General features: G+C 58.4%; 19 protein-coding genes. 18 read left to right on the top strand and 1 reads right to left on the bottom strand.

Annotation, left to right across the window (positions count from 1 at the left end; genetic code table 11):
* Positions 1–224: 224 nt before the first annotated feature.
* The 11 genes from RTU96_RS13680 to RTU96_RS13630 all read left to right on the top strand — a co-directional run bounded on the left by RTU96_RS13680 (position 225) and on the right by RTU96_RS13630 (position 10,249).
* On the top strand, positions 225–2,336 hold the full coding sequence (locus tag RTU96_RS13680) for a chemotaxis protein CheA (RefSeq protein WP_312637202.1): 2,112 nt from the start codon (positions 225–227) through the stop codon (positions 2,334–2,336).
* A 37-nt stretch (positions 2,337–2,373) separates the two neighbouring features.
* Positions 2,374–2,841, top strand: a complete 468-nt coding sequence (locus tag RTU96_RS13675; RefSeq protein ID WP_312637201.1) for a chemotaxis protein CheW — start codon at positions 2,374–2,376, stop codon at positions 2,839–2,841.
* Between the two features lie 2 nt (positions 2,842–2,843).
* Positions 2,844–3,689 (top strand): protein-glutamate O-methyltransferase CheR, encoded by an 846-nt coding sequence (locus RTU96_RS13670; protein ID WP_312637200.1) that lies wholly within the window; start codon positions 2,844–2,846, stop codon positions 3,687–3,689.
* A 43-nt stretch (positions 3,690–3,732) separates the two neighbouring features.
* A complete protein-coding gene (locus tag RTU96_RS13665; protein WP_312637198.1) occupies positions 3,733–4,785 on the top strand; it encodes a chemotaxis response regulator protein-glutamate methylesterase in 1,053 nt (350 codons plus the stop codon).
* A 276-nt stretch (positions 4,786–5,061) separates the two neighbouring features.
* A complete protein-coding gene (locus RTU96_RS13660; RefSeq protein WP_312637197.1) occupies positions 5,062–5,382 on the top strand; it encodes a flagellar biosynthesis anti-sigma factor FlgM in 321 nt (106 codons plus the stop codon).
* Between the two features lie 3 nt (positions 5,383–5,385).
* The gene (flgN, locus tag RTU96_RS13655) at positions 5,386–5,862 is read left to right on the top strand and encodes a flagellar export chaperone FlgN (protein WP_312637196.1); all 477 of its coding nucleotides are present in this window, start codon (positions 5,386–5,388) and stop codon (positions 5,860–5,862) included.
* A 32-nt stretch (positions 5,863–5,894) separates the two neighbouring features.
* A complete protein-coding gene (locus RTU96_RS13650) occupies positions 5,895–7,793 on the top strand; it encodes a FlgK family flagellar hook-associated protein (RefSeq protein WP_312637195.1) in 1,899 nt (632 codons plus the stop codon).
* Positions 7,794–7,808: 15 nt separating this feature from the next.
* Positions 7,809–8,855: a hypothetical protein gene (locus tag RTU96_RS13645; RefSeq protein ID WP_312637194.1), complete on the top strand. Its 1,047-nt coding sequence runs from the start codon at positions 7,809–7,811 to the stop codon at positions 8,853–8,855.
* Between the two features lie 64 nt (positions 8,856–8,919).
* Positions 8,920–9,531: a DUF6470 family protein gene (locus RTU96_RS13640; protein ID WP_312637193.1), complete on the top strand. Its 612-nt coding sequence runs from the start codon at positions 8,920–8,922 to the stop codon at positions 9,529–9,531.
* A gap of 26 nt (positions 9,532–9,557) precedes the next feature.
* On the top strand, positions 9,558–10,007 hold the full coding sequence (gene fliW / locus RTU96_RS13635; RefSeq protein WP_312637192.1) for a flagellar assembly protein FliW: 450 nt from the start codon (positions 9,558–9,560) through the stop codon (positions 10,005–10,007).
* Complete coding sequence (locus RTU96_RS13630) at positions 10,001–10,249, top strand: carbon storage regulator (protein ID WP_312281360.1); 249 nt, start codon at positions 10,001–10,003, stop codon at positions 10,247–10,249. Before fliW ends, RTU96_RS13630 begins: the two co-directional genes overlap by 7 nt.
* A gap of 267 nt (positions 10,250–10,516) precedes the next feature.
* Here the strand turns inward: RTU96_RS13630 and RTU96_RS13625 are convergent, their stop codons facing one another.
* Positions 10,517–11,434: a sugar phosphate nucleotidyltransferase gene (locus RTU96_RS13625; protein WP_312637191.1), complete on the bottom strand. Its 918-nt coding sequence runs from the start codon at positions 11,432–11,434 to the stop codon at positions 10,517–10,519.
* 208 nt (positions 11,435–11,642) lie between these two features.
* On the opposite strand from RTU96_RS13625, the gene RTU96_RS13620 reads away from it, so the two are divergent.
* The 7 genes from RTU96_RS13620 to RTU96_RS13590 form a co-directional block, all read left to right on the top strand.
* Positions 11,643–12,065 carry a transcriptional repressor gene (locus RTU96_RS13620; protein ID WP_312637190.1) on the top strand — a complete coding sequence of 141 codons (423 nt, stop codon included), beginning with the start codon at positions 11,643–11,645 and terminating at the stop codon, positions 12,063–12,065.
* On the top strand, positions 12,052–12,765 hold the full coding sequence (locus RTU96_RS13615; RefSeq protein ID WP_312637188.1) for an ATP-binding cassette domain-containing protein: 714 nt from the start codon (positions 12,052–12,054) through the stop codon (positions 12,763–12,765). The genes RTU96_RS13620 and RTU96_RS13615 overlap by 14 nt, the downstream gene beginning before the upstream one ends.
* A complete protein-coding gene (locus tag RTU96_RS13610; RefSeq protein WP_312637186.1) occupies positions 12,765–13,583 on the top strand; it encodes a metal ABC transporter permease in 819 nt (272 codons plus the stop codon). Before RTU96_RS13615 ends, RTU96_RS13610 begins: the two co-directional genes overlap by 1 nt.
* Before the next feature lie 323 nt (positions 13,584–13,906).
* Positions 13,907–14,371, top strand: a complete 465-nt coding sequence (gene rimP / locus RTU96_RS13605; RefSeq protein WP_312637185.1) for a ribosome maturation factor RimP — start codon at positions 13,907–13,909, stop codon at positions 14,369–14,371.
* Between the two features lie 88 nt (positions 14,372–14,459).
* Positions 14,460–15,629: a transcription termination factor NusA gene (gene nusA, locus RTU96_RS13600; protein WP_312637184.1), complete on the top strand. Its 1,170-nt coding sequence runs from the start codon at positions 14,460–14,462 to the stop codon at positions 15,627–15,629.
* Between the two features lie 24 nt (positions 15,630–15,653).
* Positions 15,654–15,929: an RNase P modulator RnpM gene (gene rnpM, locus RTU96_RS13595; RefSeq protein ID WP_294857217.1), complete on the top strand. Its 276-nt coding sequence runs from the start codon at positions 15,654–15,656 to the stop codon at positions 15,927–15,929.
* The coding region (locus RTU96_RS13590; RefSeq protein WP_312637183.1) for a hypothetical protein at positions 15,922–16,621 on the top strand (700 nt) is incomplete at its 3' end. The genes rnpM and RTU96_RS13590, both read left to right, overlap by 8 nt.

The raw sequence follows: 16,621 nt of genomic DNA, 5'->3' as shown, positions 1-16,621 counted from the left end.
AACAAATTTCAAGGCAATTCGTTGACGCGGGACGCGGAAGACATTATAATGGAAAAACAGGAAACCTGTCGTTCTTTGCGGATACGCGAAAAATGGCTTTTGGAATTATTTTTATAAAGCGTTAACTTTTTCTCAAAAGTGGACGATATGTCAGGTGAATTGCTGAATATTTGGAAAGGGGAGCGGTGCTCCCCTTCCTTGAAAAAGAGAGGGGCGGCTTTTTTATGGACAACGGCGGAAACGAAAGCATTCTGGAAACTTATCTCTACGAGACAAACACCCTGTTGGAGCAGCTAGACAGCATTGTCCTGGCGGCGGAGCAGGCGGATACCTTTACGGAAAACGACGTGAACGAAATTTTCCGCATCATGCATACCATCAAGGGCGCTTCCGCCATGATGGAATACGAATCCCTGACCACGGTGGCCCATCGGATCGAGGATATGTTCTTCATCGTTCGGGAGCGGTCCATGGATGTGATCCCCCACGCGGAGCACGGGTTGCTGTTCGACATGATGTTCACGGCCATCGACTTTTTCCGCGGCGAGGTGGAGAAGGTCCAGAGCGGCCAGCCTCTATCTGATGACATCGGCAAATTGCTTGAAAAAATTAATAGTCTGATTACCAAAATTCAGGACGGAGCAGAAGGTGGCGGGGCCGCCGACTCCGCGCCCCCCGCTGAGGCTGCCACTGCCGCCGCCTCTGGGGCGGAGTCAGGTTTCCCGTATGGGCTGCGGGTGTTCTTTGACGAGGGCGCGGGCATGGAGAACCTGCGGGCGTTCATGCTGGTGACGGAGCTGCGGGGTATCTGCGGCGAAGAGAACTTTACCTTCGCCCCCGCAGACGTGGAGACGAATACCTCCACCACAGAGACGATTGTTACGCAGGGCTTTGTGCTCTCTTTCCGCATGGCGGCGGACCGTGCAGGGGCCATCCATGTGGTGTCGGGTTCCGGCTCTGTCCGGGGTTATCAGGCGTTTGACGGACCGGGAGCTCCCGCGCAGGAGGAAGCGAAGCGCACCGCCCCCGCCGCAGAAGCCACCCGGCATGCAGAGCAGAAGAGCGCTGCCTCCGCGCCGAAGACGGCGCGGGAGGAAGCCTCCCCGGCCAAGAGCGCGGCTGCTGCGCCGGTTCCCGCTCAGGCGGGCGGCGCTCATCCCAAGGAGAGCCTGATTAGCGTGAATCTCAGCAAGCTCAACCAGCTCATGGACGTGGTGGGCGAAATCGTCATCACCGAGTCTATGGTCACTGCCTCCCCCGATTTGAAGGGGATGAAGCTGGACAACTTCACCAAGTCCGCCCGGCAGCTCCGCAAGCTGACCGATGAGTTGCAGGACGTTTCCATGTCGCTTCGGATGGTTCCGGTGCTGGGCACCTTCCAGAAAATGCAGCGCATCGTGCGGGATATGGGCAAAAAGCTGGGCAAGAGGGCGCGGCTGACGCTTGTGGGCGAGGACACGGAGGTGGACAAGACCATCGTGGACGGCATCGGCGATCCCCTGATGCACATTGTCCGCAACGCCATGGACCACGGCATCGAGGAGACGGAGGAGGAGCGCATCGCCGCAGGCAAGGACCCCGAGGGCGAAATCATCCTCTCCGCCAGCCATACCGGCGGCGAAGTCATCATTCAGGTGAAGGACGACGGCCGAGGCGTGGATTACGACCGGGTTTTGAAAAAGGCCGTTGACGCGGGTCTTGCAAGCCCTGATGCGGAATACAGCACTAAGGAGATTATCAACTTCCTTCTGATGCCTGGCTTTTCCACCAACACGGAAGTGACGGAGTTTTCCGGCCGAGGCGTTGGGATGGATGTGGTGAAGAAAAACGTGGAGGAGGTGGGCGGCGCCGTGGTGCTGACCAGCGAGCCCGGCAAGGGCATGACTGCCACGCTGAAAATCCCCCTGACCATGGCCATTCTGGACGGAATGGAAGTTTCCGTGGGCTCCTCCATTTTCACCATTCCCATCAACAACATCCGCCAGTCCTTCAAGATGAGCGGCGCGGATATCATCCACGACGCGGCCCACGGCGAGATGGTGAAGGTGATGAACAATTTCTATTCCGTCATCCGGGTGAAGGACGCATACGGCCTGAGCACAGGCTGCGACGAAATCGAAGACGGTATTTTGATGTGGGTGGAGTCCGGCGAGTGCACCTACTGCCTGTTTGTGGACGAGCTGATGGGCGAGCAGCAGGTGGTGGTGAAGCCGCTGCCTAATTATATTAACACCTTTAATGTTAAGCAACACGGCATCACCGGCTGCACAATTCTGGGCGACGGAAATATCAGCGTAATTCTGGACGTGGCCAACCTCTACTCGGCCATCCAGTGAGCGCGGCGTCGATGCAGAAAGAGAGGGCTATGAAAATATGAATAACCAAGTGATGAGTTTTATGGAGGACGGAACCTCCGCCCGGGCGGCTCTGACAGAGGAAATGGATCAGTTTCTGGTGTTTCAGTGCGATATGCTGCGGGTGGGTATCCGGGTGGACTGCGTGGTGGAGGCCCTGATCAATCAGAGCATCACGCCGCTGCCTATGCTGCCGAACTATGTGTGCGGCATTATCAATCTGCGGGGCGAAGTGGTTCCCGTCATCAGCATCCGTCTGCGGCTGGGCAAGCCCGCCGCCGACGAGCAGTCCGTGATTGTGCTGAATATCAACGGAATGCAGTTGGGTGTTTTGGTGGACCGGGTGGACCAGATGGTGAAGCTGCCCCGCAGCTCACTGCTGCCCATGCCCTCCACCAACGGGCAGAAGCTGATGTGCGGCATGAGCTCCCTGCCTGACGGCGGGACCATGCTGGAACTGGACGCGGCGGCACTGCTGGAGCACTGAATATGGGGGAAGAGCAGAAGAATGCGGCATCCTCCTTTGCTCCCATGGAAATCAGCGACGGGGACTTCCGGCGGCTGGTGAATTTCATTCAGCAGCACTACGGAATCGACCTGAGCAAAAAGCGGCAGCTGATTTCCGGGCGGCTTTCCTACACGGTAAAGGCGAAGGGGTATTCCGGCTTCGGCCCGTTTATCGATCAGGTGCTTGAAAAGCAGGACCCCGGCGATATCGAGCTTGTCATCAACAAGCTTACCACCAACTACACGTTTTTCATGCGCGAGCAGGAGCATTTCAACTTTTTTCGCAACACCATTTTGCCCGATGTGGTGAAGCGCCGTCAGGGCCAGCGGATGCTCTCCATATGGAGCGCGGGCTGCGCCTCCGGCGAGGAGCCTTATACCATTTCCATGTACGTCAAGGACTTTTTGGGACCGGAGGCCGCCCACTGGGATACCAGGGTGCTGGCCACTGATATCTCCCAGCAGGCGCTGGACAAGGCGCAAAAGGGGGTATACGCCCTGCCGGATACCATTCCCGGGACATGGAAATCCAAATTTTTTGTTCCCTCTGCGGAGGAAGGGCAGTATCAGGTGGCCCCCGTCATTCGGGACAATGTGATTTTCCGTACCTTCAACCTGATGGACCCCATTCGTTTCCGGCTGAAATTTGATGTGATTTTCTGCCGTAACGTGATGATTTATTTTAATCAGCAAACAAAGGACGATCTGCTTGCCCGCTTTTGCGAGGCGACAGAGCCCGGAGGATACCTTTTAATCGGCCATTCGGAGACGATGGGCCGCAATCCCGGATATCGCTATCTGGCACCGGCCACTTTCCAGAAGCGCTAGGGAATTCAAAGGATAAAACCTGACGCGGAAAAGGAGAGACACTATGGCAATGTCGGGAAACGTAATTCGTGTGATGGTGGTGGACGATTCCGCCGTGGCGCGGAGCTATCTCATCAGCGGGCTTTCCGCAAAGCCGAACATTCAGATTGCAGGCTTTGCCGTGGACGCGGCGGACGCACTGCAAAAGGTGGGAGAGCTTCACCCGGACGTGATTACCATGGACGTGGAAATGCCGGGAATGGGCGGTATTGAGCTGATTCGCAAGCTGCTTCCGGCTTATCGGGTGCCGGTGATTCTGGTGTCGTCTCTGAATCTGCGGGTGTTTGACGCGCTGGATGCCGGGGCGGTGGATTTTGTCCGCAAGCCGGACGGAACCCAGAGCAAGGCGGAATTTATCAACACGCTGGCCCAGAAAATCGTGGTGTCGGCCTATGCAAAGGTTCGCCCGGGCCGCCCAGCGCGGGCCGCGCGGGCGGAGGTCACGGCGGAGCCCACGGCCCCGCTTGGTCCGCGGCCCATTCTGGATGGCATGGTAATCGGACTGGGAGCCTCCACCGGCGGGACGGAGGCCACGCTGGAGGTGCTGCGCCGCCTTCCATCGGACATTCCCCCTATGGTCATCGTGCAGCATATGCCCCCGGGATTTACAAAGATGTACGCCGAGCGGCTGGATAGAATCTGCGCCATGGAGGTGCGGGAGGCTGTGGACGGCGATGAGCTGCACCGCGGCCTTGCACTGGTGGCCCCGGCTGACTTTCAGTGCCGCGTATTGCGGTCGGGAAGCCGGTATCGGGTGACCTGTAAGCCGGGAGAGAAGGTCAGCGGACACCGCCCGTCGGTCGACGTGCTGTTCCACTCCATGGCTGAGAACGTGAAAGGCTCCATGGTGGGCATTATCATGACAGGCATGGGCCGCGACGGAGCGGACGGACTGTTGGCCATGCGAAAGGCGGGGGCCTATACCATTGGGCAGGATAAAGAGTCCTCCGTGGTGTACGGAATGCCCATGGTGGCCTTTGACATCGGCGCGGTGCAAACGCAGGCGTCCTCCGAAAACATTGCGGGCGTGCTGCTTCGCCGCCTGCGGGAGCTGTGAGCATCAGCCGGCGCGGTCATAGATCAATTGAGAAACGAGGGACCTTCGGCTTGCCGAAGGTCCCTCGTGCAAATTTATAAAATATCTATAAAAAATAAAGGTTTCACACTTTTTTTGAATTACTGTCTTATGTTTTCAACATAACTGCCGAAATAAAAGGTAGATATAGGGGATTGTGCCGCAGTGCGCGGCACCGCCCCGAAATGTGCTTAGGCCAGTTACAGGCTGCTTCCCTGAATCAGGGAAGGGACTTGCAGAAAACGGAGGAAATGCCGCATGATGAGGATTATCAACGAGGCCGCCGGAGCGGCGGCGTACGCGCAGACGGTGTCTGGGTCGCAGAACCTGCAAAGCGCCAAAACCGTTCGGGGCACTGAAAAGGGACGGGAGTCCGGCGGCGCGTTTGATCAGGTCGATATTTCCGGGGCGTCCTCCAGCGGGTCTCTGTTTCAAAAGGAGCTGGCGGCCCGCCTTGTGCGGGATGTCCGCGCTTCTTCCAGCATCGGCGGCGTTCAGCAGGTGCGCCAGCAGATCCAAAGCGGCACCTACCAGTTGGACCCCGTCTCTATTGCCAAGGCCATGCTGCTGGAGAGGTAAGCTATGAATAGAAATGATTTTCAGGAGTATCTTGCATTTTTAAAAGCACTGGGCAACACGCTGGATGAGATTACCCGCGTGGAGCAGGAGAAGACGGAGTTTGTCCGCGCGGATGATCTGGACGGACTGAACGAGTGCTTGAAGCGAGAGCAGGCGCTGTCTTTGGCCATGCGGTCCCACGACCAGAAGCGGGAGGCCGCGCTGCGGTCACTGGGTCTGGAAGGCGTGCCGCTGCGCAGCCTGATGGACCACGCGCCCGAGCAGGACTATGAGGAGACAAAGCAGACCGTGGAGCAGCTTTGCCGCCAATATGCGCTGTTTCGCGGTGCGTATGAGGTGGCGCGGGATACGTTAGAGTGCAATCTCCACCAGATTGAAAAGATGATTCAGGCGGAGGACCCCAATGCCGTGTCGTCCGCGGGCTATCAGGAAGCGTCTCCCGAGCTTCCGCCCCGTATGAGGACGGATTTCAGAGCCTGACCCGGCTCACCGGTGAAAGAGAGGAAAGCAACATGCTGTCAACAACCTTTGGAGCGTTTACCACCGCGCGTCTGGGCATTTATGCGGCGCAAAAAGCCCTGGAAGTGACGGGACACAATATTTCCAACATCAATACCACCGGCTATACCCGCCAGAGAGTGGATCAGGTGAGCCTGCGGGTGGACGGGGTGGACCGTTATGCCTCTGCTTTCGGCGGAGCCAGCGGGTCCGGCGTTCTGATTACGGGCATGTCCCAGTTCCGGGACCCCTATCTGGACATCCGCTTCCGCAACGAGAACTCCAGCGTGGGCGCCATGGACACCAAGCTTGGTGGTCTGGACGATCTGTCCGCGATTTTGGACGAGGTGGGCACAGGCGACACCGGCGAGGAGGGCGAGGGCATTCTGGCCGCGCAGTTTCTGGACCTGCGGGAAATGCTGGCAAAGCTGACCGGCGACCAAACCACGGAGGAGGAAATGCTCTCTCTGGTGCGCACCTCCGCCGATTCACTGGTGGGGATTATGCGCAGCTATGCTGAGCGAATTGCCGGTGTGAAGGCGGATCAGGAGGACGGTTTGACGGACGATGTCAAGGCCGTTAACGACATTCTCAAAAGCATTCAATCTTTAAATGAAAACATTCAAAAGAGCGAGCTGTACGGGGATAACTCTCTGGAGCTGCGGGACCAGCGGAATCTGCTGATTGACGAGCTGTCCGGGTATATGAAAATTGACGTGACCTATGAGCCGGTGAGCGTGGGTGCGGGAAAGACCGTGGACAAGCTGGTGATTAAGGTCCCCGGCGACCCCTCTACCAAGCTGGTGGACGGCGCGTATATAGGCCAGCTTTCCGTGGGGGACGGCGTTCAGAAAAACCCAGACTATGACCCCAATGCAATACCCCCGGTTACGCAACGCTATATTGATAAGAACGGAGCGCCAACCGACGTGAAGGCCGACGCGGCCAAGCTTCCCTACGCAATCACCGTCTCCGAGCTGAAGGACCGCAATGACAAGGTTTTGAAGGAAAAGGACGGCAGCCTTTCAGTGGCGTATCAGTTTGGCGATACCGAGCTTTATGGAGGAATACAGGCAAGGCGCGAGCTTTTGACCGAGGCGGGGGAATTTGCCAGTGCCGATATGACGGCGGCGGATTCGGCTTCCGCAACCAAGCGGGGCATCCCCTATTATGAAAATGCGCTGAACTCTCTGGCGCAAAAGTTTGCCTCCGTGATGAACGCAGCCAACACCGGCTATTTGCGGGATTCCGACGGCAATATTCTGGATGGGACCTCGGGCGACGTTCTTGCCACCAAGGAAGCCAACGGGACGTATACCATGAACGGGGCCAACTATGCCACTGTGGAAGCCATGATTACAGGCCAGGGGACCGCGTTTACCGACAAGGCAAAGCTGATGGGCGGAAACCTGTTCAGCAGCAGCGGCACCAGCGATGACGCCTCCGGCATTACCGCCGCAAACATCTCCATTTCCTCAAGCTGGAGTACCAACCCCAGCTTCCTGCAAAACTCCTTTGAGGCGCTGAAAGGGAAAACTACCGTAGGCAGCAGCGACAACCAGAACATCGTTCATATCCTGGCGGAGTTTGACGGGAAGCAGGAATACAGGCCCGATGAAACCGACCCCACCGGCAAGCCGTTTTTTCGCGGCACCTTTGAGGGGATGTTCACCAACATTGAGCGGACGCTGGCAGACGATGTGAAGAGCACCACGACCCTGCTGAACAACTATACTGTTTCCGCCACGGGGCTGGAGACAAGCCGGGACAGCGTTTCCGGCGTGGACCTCAACGACGAGGCCATGAACATGATGCAGTATCAGAAGTCCTATGCCGCCGCGTGCCGAATGATGACGACGCTAGACGAGGTGTTGGACAAACTGATTAACGGGACCGGCGTAGTCGGCCGGTAAAGGAGGGAATTTAAAATGATCCGTGTGACAACAAACGGAACGCTGCGGGGATATCGAACCAGCCTGACGCGCTCCTCTGCCACGCTTGATAATGCGCGGAACAAGGTTCTGACGCAGAGCAACTACACCAGCTATGCGGAGGACCCGGCGGCGGCCACGCAGGCATTTAAGCTGCGCCGCTCCTTTTCCCGCGTCAGCTCCCAATTACAGAGTACCCAAAGCCTGAATAGCAAGTTTTCCGCTGCCTGCGACGCGTTGAAAAGCATCAAGAGCGACCTTGCGGACGGGCAGGCGAAAATTTCCGCTCTGGCGGCTCTGAACGACGCAAACGCCTCCGGCCGCCAGCCATTGGGCGAGGTAATCGGCAGCGCGGCGGAGTCCATTGTCCAGATTTTGAACTCTCAGTATGGGTCCTCGTTTATCTTCGGAGGGAAGGACTCTCTGGGCGACGCGCCCTTCAAAATGGAGGAAATCAACGGAGAGAATGTCTTGACCTACCGGGGCGTTCGGGTGGACGCGAAGGAGGGAACCGACGAGTACGAACAGCTAAAGGCCATGGCCGGCGAGGAGAGCTATGTGGACATCGGCAGCGGCCTCACGGAGGTGAACGGAAAGCTGGTTTCCACCAGTGCTTTCAACGGGGCGCTGAGCGGCCTGAACTTTGTGGGCTACGGCGTGGATGATGACGGCGACCCCAAGAATATGGCCTCCGTCATGAACAAGCTGTCCGAAATTTTCAAGCGGTGCGACCCGGATAGCGGCGCGTGGGCTTCGGATCAGGACAAGGAGGACGCCACCCGTCTGACGGAGAAGCTGAAGGATGGAATTGACGAAATCACCAACCAGTGGACCGCGCTGGACGGGCGCACCACCTATCTCGAAACCAGCAGCAACCGGCTGTCCCTGCTGTCCACCAATCTCAACGAGCAGATTTTGGGCATTGAGCAGATTGATCTGGCCAACGCCATCACGGATTTTTCCTGGGCGCAGTATTGCTATAACGCGGCGCTGAAGGTTGGCAACGGCATTTTGTCCCAGTCGCTGATTGACTACATGAATTAACGGGCACGAATGGGCCTCCGGAGGATGCCCGATGTGCTTTTAAGGTTAAAAAGGAGTGAAGGCAATGACCTATCCACTAATCGAGATCAAATCGGTACCTATTGAGCTTGAGATGCGGGTCACAGACGCGAAGCTGGAGTACAGCCGTGCCACGGTGGATATGGAGATTACCCGGAACGAGGGCGGCCTGAGCATTCGGAGCAAGCCCATTCGCGTGAATCTGGACACATTCGAGGCGCGTAATTCCGTCACACCTACGCTGGCCACTCGCATGAGAGACAACGCTCAGGCCGGAAAGCAGGCCGCCTATGAGGCCACGGCCACCTATGCCCGACAGGGCCAGCTTCTGCTTCAGGCAAAAATCGGCGAGGAAATGGTGACGAAATTTGCCGCCGAGGCACAGACCCGGAACGTGAAAACCAACGTGGGGATTACGTTTCTTCCCACACAGGGAGTGGACATTTCCTGGGACAAAGGCGAACTGAACATCCGCTATGAGATGGACAAGGTCAACTTCGACTGGCGCAACCAGCAGGGGAACTTCGAGTTTACGCCCGGGGACATTCAGTTTGAAGTGACCCAGCAGCCGGACGTTGTAATTAAATACGTGGGCGGAGCGCTGTATGTGCCGCCGTCGGCGGACCCGCAGTATGTCCCTGTTGAAATGGAAGTCTGACACGCGCAAAAGAAAGGAATCCTCCCATGGAAATCACGACAAAATATTTTGGGCAGATCGCCTATGAAGCCGGGGATGTGCTCTATTTCCGGGATGGCCTGTTCGGCTTTGAAGAGGAAAAGCAGTTTCTTCTGCTTCCCTTTGCCGACAGCAACGGAACGCTGCTGTGCTTTCAGAGCGTGACCACGCCGGGCCTTGCCTTTGTGGCGATGAACCCTTTTTCCCTGAAGCCGGACTATGCGCCCAGGCTGCGCACGGCAGAGCTGAAGGCCATGGGCGTGACCCAAAGCGAGGAACTGAGCTTTTACGTGCTGTGCGTGGTGCGCCAGCCCGTATCCGAAAGTACGGTAAACCTCAAATGCCCCGTGGCGGTGAATGAGGATACCGGAACCGCCATGCAGACAATTCTGGAGGACGGTGGCTATGAGATGCGCCACCGCCTGTCGGAATTTCAGGAGGGGCGGCCATCATGCTGATTTTGCAGAGAAAGCCCGGAGAGTCCGTGCTGATTGGAGAGGAAATCGAGGTGACGGTGGTTTCCGTGGAAACCGGCGGACGGGTTCGGCTTGCCATCAGTGCGCCCAAAAGCCTGACCATCCTGCGAAACGAGCTGCGGGGCGCCATGGACGCCAACAAGGAAGCGGCCCGGGAGGAGGCGTCTCCTCTCGCGCTTTTGGAACTGCTGCCAAGGCAGGGTGGCCCAGAAACGAAGAAATAAGAAAACGCGCCCTGACCGACAGGTCAGGGCGCGTTTCAGCTTGTGGAAGAAACCAAAAATGACTTCTTTCATAAAAAAGATTGCAGTCTGTCGCAGGCCTTGTTGTTCGCCAAAAACGGACGGCTCGACACTTGCGGCCTGAGAAGTGTTTTCTCCCACACACGCCGCAGGAGAAAACCAATTTAGCCTTTTTCGTCGCTTTCATCGCGGCGGCGCAGAAATCCCAATTGTCTGTTCCGCCGCGCATCACATACGGCTCCCCTAAAGTCAATCCTTCAAGGAAGGGGGATATGCCCCGGCGGCGTGAAGAGCTTTCAACTCCTCCGCCACCCGCTCCCGGTCCTCCCGGTAGGTCATGCCGAACCAGCGATCGGCAGAGTGAAGCACGGAGATTTCCAGCCCGCCACCCTCGAGCTGACTGCCAACCATCAAGGGTAGAAGGCACTCTTTTTTCAGGTCGTCCCCGGCTTCTGTGCGGAGAAAGTTTTCAAAATAGGCCCGCATGGGGGCGAAGATCCAAGGAGTGAAGCCCCAGAAGTTCATGGATACCACCGTGTCCGGAGAGAGGGAGATGTCCTCCGCCAGATCCCGCAGAGTTCCGTCGGGATAGAGCTGGATTTTCAATGCCTCCCGCACGGAGAGAAGCTTCCCGTTCTCCACGGCGCACACACCGCGGGAAACAGTTCCGTGGAGACTGGCGGTATTTTTCAGAAAATAGCCCACCATGGCCCCGTGGCCTTCGGGAGATAACGTTGTGAGCTGCTCGTACATGGCACGGTAAGCGTCAATTCCGTAATAATCATCGGCGTTGATCACGCAAAACGGCTCTTGAATAAATTCCTCCGCGCACAAAAGCGCGTGAACCGTCCCGAAGGGCTTGGTCCTCTCCGAGGGAATCCGGTAAAAGTCCGGAACGGAGGAAAAATCCTGAAACGCGTAGGATACCTCCACGGGGGAGCCGTCCTTTGCGGTGCGGCGGCGAAGATATTCGCCGCAGATGCGCTCCATCAAAGGCTCCATCTCCGGCTTGATGATGAAAACCACCTTGCCAAAGCCCGCCCTCAGCGCGTCGTGCACGGAGTATTCCATTAAAATTTCGTTGTTGGGGCCGATGCCGTCCACCTGCTTGTTTCCGCCGTACCGGGAGCCAAGCCCCGCCGCCATGATTACCAGTGCTGCCTTCATAAACCCTCCATACGTCCGCCGCGCCGCCCGGGAAACGGGACACGCCTCGGCGTAATTTCACGTAATAAGCGGGCCGCGTGCTGTGGCCCTGCCCTTACCATACACTGTTGCGCCGCCCTTTGCAACCGCTAAACGATTTTCCTTGACAATTTTCCGTCCCGGTCTATAATATGAAAATGATTATCATTCTTGAAAAAGGAGGCCGCATATGGCCTATTCCACGAAACAGCAACAGGCAATTTTAAACTGTCTGGAGGCCCGGAGAAGCACGCCTATGTCCGCTGCGGATTTGGCGGCGGAGCTGCGCCGCCTTGGGGAGCCGGTGGGCCTTGCCACGGTGTACCGCCAGACGGAAAAGCTGGCGGCCATGGGCCGGGTTCATAAGATTAACACCGAGGAAGGCGCGTACTTCCAATACTGCACGCACCATTCGGGGGAGGAAAAGCAGGACTGCCTGCTTTTAAAATGCGAGTCCTGCGGGCGGATTGCCCATCTGGACTGCACGCATTTGCAGCCGCTGTACCGGCATCTGCAAAAGGAGCATCATTTTGTGGTGGACCACCGGCGGACCCTGTTCACCGGCTTGTGCGAAGCCTGCGCGGAGAAGGAGCAAGCCCATGGAGAAAAATGAGCTGCTTGTATGCCGGAATACGGCCTTGGGCTACGAAGGCCGGGCGGTGCTTTCGGGGCTGAACCTCACCGTTTCGGCGGGAGATTACCTCTGCGTGGTGGGGGATAACGGCTCGGGCAAATCCACGCTGATGAAGGGGCTTCTGGGCCTCATTAACCCCATGGAGGGGAGCATTGACCGGACGGTGGAGCTGAAAAACGGCGCGATTGGGTATCTTCCTCAGCAGACCCGCGCCCAGCGGGACTTTCCCGCCACGGTGTACGAAGTGGTTCTCTCCGGCTTTTTAAATCAGAAGGGCTTTGGCTTTTTTTACACGGCGGCCCAAAAGACCGCGGCCATTCAGGCCATCGGAAAGCTGGGGATTCTGGAACTGAAGGACCGGTGCTACCGGGACCTCTCCGGAGGCCAGCAGCAAAGGGCATTGCTGGCCCGGGCACTGTGCGCCGCCGGGCGGCTTTTGATTCTGGACGAGCCGGTGACGGGGCTGGACCCCGCCGCTGCGCAGGACCTTTACAAAACCCTGCGCTATCTCAACGAAAAAGAGGGCATGGCGGTGGGCATGGTGACCCACGACCTGCGCTCCGCACTGGAAAACGCCCGGACGGTACTGCACATCGGCAGGAATAGCTGGTTTTACGGCACGGTGGAGGACTATCTCCGCTCTCCGGAGGGCTGCCGCTTCCGAAAGGGGGAGCAGTAATGGAACTGATGGAAATGCTCGCATGGCCCTTTATGCGCCGGGCGCTGGTCGCAGGCATATTGGTAAGTCTTTGCGCCGCGCTCTTGGGTGTGCCGTTGGTGCTAAAGCGGTACTCCATGATCGGAGACGGCCTGAGCCATGTGTCTTTCGGCGCGCTGGCGGTGGCGGTGGCCCTTGGGGTCACACCGCTGTACTTCTCCATTCCCGTGGTGATTCTTTCAGCATTTTTTCTGCTGCGGCTTGCAAACTCGGGCAGCCGCATGGGCAGCGACGCGGCCATCGCCGTGGTGAGCGCGTCCGCTCTTGCCATCGGTATCATGGTCATCTCCCTCACCACGGGCATGACCACCGATGTGGACAATTACATGTTTGGCAGCGTTCTTGCCATGACGGAGACGGACGTGCTGCTGGCGGCGGCGGTGTGCGCGGCGGTGCTGGCGCTGTTCGTGCTGTTTTACCACCGGCTGTTCGCCATCACCTTCGATGAGAATTTTGCCCGGGCCACCGGGATGCTGGTGGAGCTGTATAATACGCTTTTGTCCATCCTCACGGCGCTGACCATTGTGCTGGGGATGCGTATGATGGGCGCCATGCTCATCTCGTCTCTGGTGATCTTCCCGGCGCTGACGGCGATGCGGCTGTTTCGCAGCTTCCGGGGTGTGGTGCTGTGCGCGGGGACGACCGCCGTGCTCTGCTTTTGCACGGGGCTGACGGTTTCCTATGTGAAATCCACACCGGTGGGCGCCACGGTGGTGACGGCCAACCTGCTGGTCTTCCTTGTGGCCTGCATGGTGGAACGACTGCGAAAAAGGAGCTGAACCGCAGCCGTGTGCCTGCGGACTGCCGCCGAAAAACTCTGCGAGAAATGGCGGCTTCAGTGACTTGAATCGAATTTTTGGAAATGAAACCGGGGCGGGAAGGCCGCTCCGGTTTTTATTTATTTTTTAACGGCTTTTCTTTGCAAATTCCAAGAAAACACTTGATTTTGGTGTAAAAGCGTGCTATTCTAATCAAAGTAGAGATGGTAGTTGTGTGGAGTGGACCTTGTGTCCGCTTTTTTTGTCGGCCTTTTTAAGGGGCCGGAATTTGAAAAGACCGAAGGCTTTTCCTGAAGCTGACGGCATGAAAGGAAGGCGTTTCCATGAAAAAGATTGCAGAGCTCACCGCCGAGCTGGCGGCTCCCGTGGTTGCGGAGCGGGGCTGTACTATCTGGGATGTGGAATACGTGAAAGAGGCGGGGACTTGGTATCTCCGGGTTTTGCTGGACAAAGAGGGCGGCGTGGACATTCTGGACTGCGAGGCCATTTCCCGCAAGGTTTCGGATTTGCTGGACGAGGCGGACCCTATTGAGGGGAGCTATACGCTGGAGGTCGGCTCCGCCGGCGCGGAGCGGGCGCTGAAGCGGCCCGGCGATTTCGCGCGCTTTATGGGAAGCCCCGTCGCCGTCCGGCTGTATCGCAACCGGGATGGGCGGAAGGAATTTGCAGGGACGCTTACGGGCTATGACGAGGGGACCGGGGCTGTCACCGTGCGCATCGGCGACAATGAGACGACCTTTGAAAAGGCGGACACCGCGCTGGTGCGATTGCGGGTGGAGTTCTCCTGAAAAGGCGCCGCCGCCGGGCGCGCGGATTTTTTGCTGCAAAATAAAACAGACGAAGAAGACGTATCATATCATAAAAGGAGTACAGGCAATGAGAGGCAAGAAGCAGAAGGAGCTCGTCGGCATGAATTGCGACGAGATTTTCACCGCGCTTGAGATGATCGAAAAGGAGCGGAACATCCCCCAGTCCTTTATGCTGGAGAAAATTGTCCAGGCGCTGATCACCGCCTATAAAAGGGATTGCAAGGATCAGGTGGATAACGTGATCGTGGACGTGGATGTGGAGCACCGGACGCTTCAGATGTTTGTCCAGAAGAACGTGGTGGACGAGGAAGACTATGTGGACCCCTTCAACGAAGTGCCCTTGGAGGAGGCTAAAAAACTTTCCGCCAAATACGAGATCGGCGACGTGATCAATGTCGCCGTGAACAACACGGACTTTGGCCGCATCGCCGCCGGCAACGGCAAGCAGGTGATTATTCAGGGCCTGCGGGAAGCCGAGCGAGGCATGGTGTATGAGGAGTTCAACTCCAAGCAGCACGAGATTCTCACCGGCGTGGTCACCCGGCTGGACCCGAGAAACGGAAACGTCTCTTTGCGCATCGGCACCGGGACCGAGTCCACCGAGGCGCTTTTGATGTCCGGCGAGCAGGTTCCCGGCGAGGAGCTGGTGGAGGGAATGCACGTCAAGGTCTACGTGGTGGAGGTCCGTCGGTCCACCCGGGGTCCTCAGGTGTTGATTTCCCGGACCCATCCGGGCCTTGTCAAGCGCCTGTTTGAACTGGAGGTTCCCGAGATTTTCGACGGGATCGTGGAGGTCCGCTCCATCGCCCGGGAGGCGGGAAGCCGCACGAAGATGGCCGTCTGGTCCAACGAGGACAACGTGGACCCCATCGGCGCCTGCGTGGGCCCCAAGGGCCAGCGGGTGGAGAGTATCGTGGCGGAGCTGCGGGGCGAGAAAATCGACATTGTGAAGTACAGCGAGGACCCGGCGGAGTTTATCGCCGCCGCACTGGCGCCCGCCGACGTGGTGGATGTTTGGATGGCGGACGAGGGCAAGGCCTGCCGTGTGCTGGTGCCGGACGATCAACTGTCTCTGGCCATCGGCAAGGAGGGGCAGAACGCCCGGCTGGCGGCCCGGCTTACCGGCTATAAAATTGACATCAAGCCCGAGAGCTTCCGGGAGGAAGCGGCGGAAGAAAGCGCCCCCGCAGGTGAGAAGCCCGCAGAGGACGGCTTGCCCGCGGACGACGCGGAATAAGCGCGCGGAAACGGGGGAAACGCCATGCCGAAGGTGAAAAAAATTCCGCAGCGGCAGTGTGTGGGCTGCCGGGAGATGAAAGATAAAAAGGCGTTGATCCGGGTGGTCAAGTCCCCCGAGGGGGAGGTCAGCCTGGACGACAAGGGCCGCAAGCCCGGCCGCGGTGCATATGTGTGCCGGGATGTGGAGTGCCTGCGCAAAGCGCGCAAGTCCCGGGCGCTGGAGCGGGCCTTTGAGGCCCAGATTCCCCCGGAGGTATATGACGCCATGGAGCGTCAGTTGGGAGAAGCCGATGAATAAAGAATTACTGTCTACACTGGGCCTTTGCAAGCGCGCCGGGCTGCTGGAGGTGGGCGAAGAGCCGGTGGAGGCCGCCGCCCGGGCGAGGGAAGTGCGCTTGCTGTTGCTGGCGTCCGACGCGGCGGAGAATACCGCACGGAGGGCCGACCACTTTTCGGAGATGGGCCAGTGCATGAAACTTCGGCTTCCCTTTACCAAGGAGGAGCTGGGGCAGGCCATGGGCCGGAGCGAGTGTGCCATTATGGGCGTGACCGACGTGGGCTTTGCATCCGCGATTGCCCGCCGATTGGCGGACGAGGATGCGGAAACCTACGGCGACGCAGCAAACCGGCTGGAGGTCAAGGCCCAGCGGGCGTCCCTGCGTAAAACAGAGGAGGCGCTTCACGAAAAGAACCTCCGCCGGGGTAAAAAACGTAAACCCGGCGAGGCAAAAGCGGCGGAAAAGCCGCCGGCGCCGCCGGCGCCGGCGCGGCCTTTGCGCCAAGCCCGGGGCGGTGGCAAGCCACCCTCTGGGAAAAGCTTTGGAAGAAAGCCCTTTGAGAGGAGCGAAGCAGGCGGCGACCGGAAGCCCTACGGCAAGCCGGGCGCACCCAGCGGGGACCGGAAGCCCTACGGCAAACCCGGCGCACCGACTGGCGACCGGAAGCCCTACGGCAAACCCGGCGCACCGACTGGCGACCGGAAGCCCTACG

The sequence above is a fragment of the Oscillibacter sp. genome, from assembly GCF_032018205.1.
GTDB lineage: Bacteria > Bacillota > Clostridia > Oscillospirales > Oscillospiraceae > Oscillibacter.
This window is presented reverse-complemented; position numbering and strand designations above follow the sequence as displayed.

Coding starts and splice junctions, on each gene's coding strand:
- RTU96_RS13680 (WP_312637202.1), top strand. CDS start 225: ATGGACAACGGCGGAAACGAAAGCATTCTGGAAACTTATCTCTACGAG.
- RTU96_RS13675 (WP_312637201.1), top strand. CDS start 2,374: ATGAATAACCAAGTGATGAGTTTTATGGAGGACGGAACCTCCGCCCGG.
- RTU96_RS13670 (WP_312637200.1), top strand. CDS start 2,844: ATGGGGGAAGAGCAGAAGAATGCGGCATCCTCCTTTGCTCCCATGGAA.
- RTU96_RS13665 (WP_312637198.1), top strand. CDS start 3,733: ATGGCAATGTCGGGAAACGTAATTCGTGTGATGGTGGTGGACGATTCC.
- RTU96_RS13660 (WP_312637197.1), top strand. CDS start 5,062: ATGATGAGGATTATCAACGAGGCCGCCGGAGCGGCGGCGTACGCGCAG.
- flgN (WP_312637196.1), top strand. CDS start 5,386: ATGAATAGAAATGATTTTCAGGAGTATCTTGCATTTTTAAAAGCACTG.
- RTU96_RS13650 (WP_312637195.1), top strand. CDS start 5,895: ATGCTGTCAACAACCTTTGGAGCGTTTACCACCGCGCGTCTGGGCATT.
- RTU96_RS13645 (WP_312637194.1), top strand. CDS start 7,809: ATGATCCGTGTGACAACAAACGGAACGCTGCGGGGATATCGAACCAGC.
- RTU96_RS13640 (WP_312637193.1), top strand. CDS start 8,920: ATGACCTATCCACTAATCGAGATCAAATCGGTACCTATTGAGCTTGAG.
- fliW (WP_312637192.1), top strand. CDS start 9,558: ATGGAAATCACGACAAAATATTTTGGGCAGATCGCCTATGAAGCCGGG.
- RTU96_RS13630 (WP_312281360.1), top strand. CDS start 10,001: ATGCTGATTTTGCAGAGAAAGCCCGGAGAGTCCGTGCTGATTGGAGAG.
- RTU96_RS13625 (WP_312637191.1), bottom strand. CDS start 11,434: ATGAAGGCAGCACTGGTAATCATGGCGGCGGGGCTTGGCTCCCGGTAC.
- RTU96_RS13620 (WP_312637190.1), top strand. CDS start 11,643: ATGGCCTATTCCACGAAACAGCAACAGGCAATTTTAAACTGTCTGGAG.
- RTU96_RS13615 (WP_312637188.1), top strand. CDS start 12,052: ATGGAGAAAAATGAGCTGCTTGTATGCCGGAATACGGCCTTGGGCTAC.
- RTU96_RS13610 (WP_312637186.1), top strand. CDS start 12,765: ATGGAACTGATGGAAATGCTCGCATGGCCCTTTATGCGCCGGGCGCTG.
- rimP (WP_312637185.1), top strand. CDS start 13,907: ATGAAAAAGATTGCAGAGCTCACCGCCGAGCTGGCGGCTCCCGTGGTT.
- nusA (WP_312637184.1), top strand. CDS start 14,460: ATGAGAGGCAAGAAGCAGAAGGAGCTCGTCGGCATGAATTGCGACGAG.
- rnpM (WP_294857217.1), top strand. CDS start 15,654: ATGCCGAAGGTGAAAAAAATTCCGCAGCGGCAGTGTGTGGGCTGCCGG.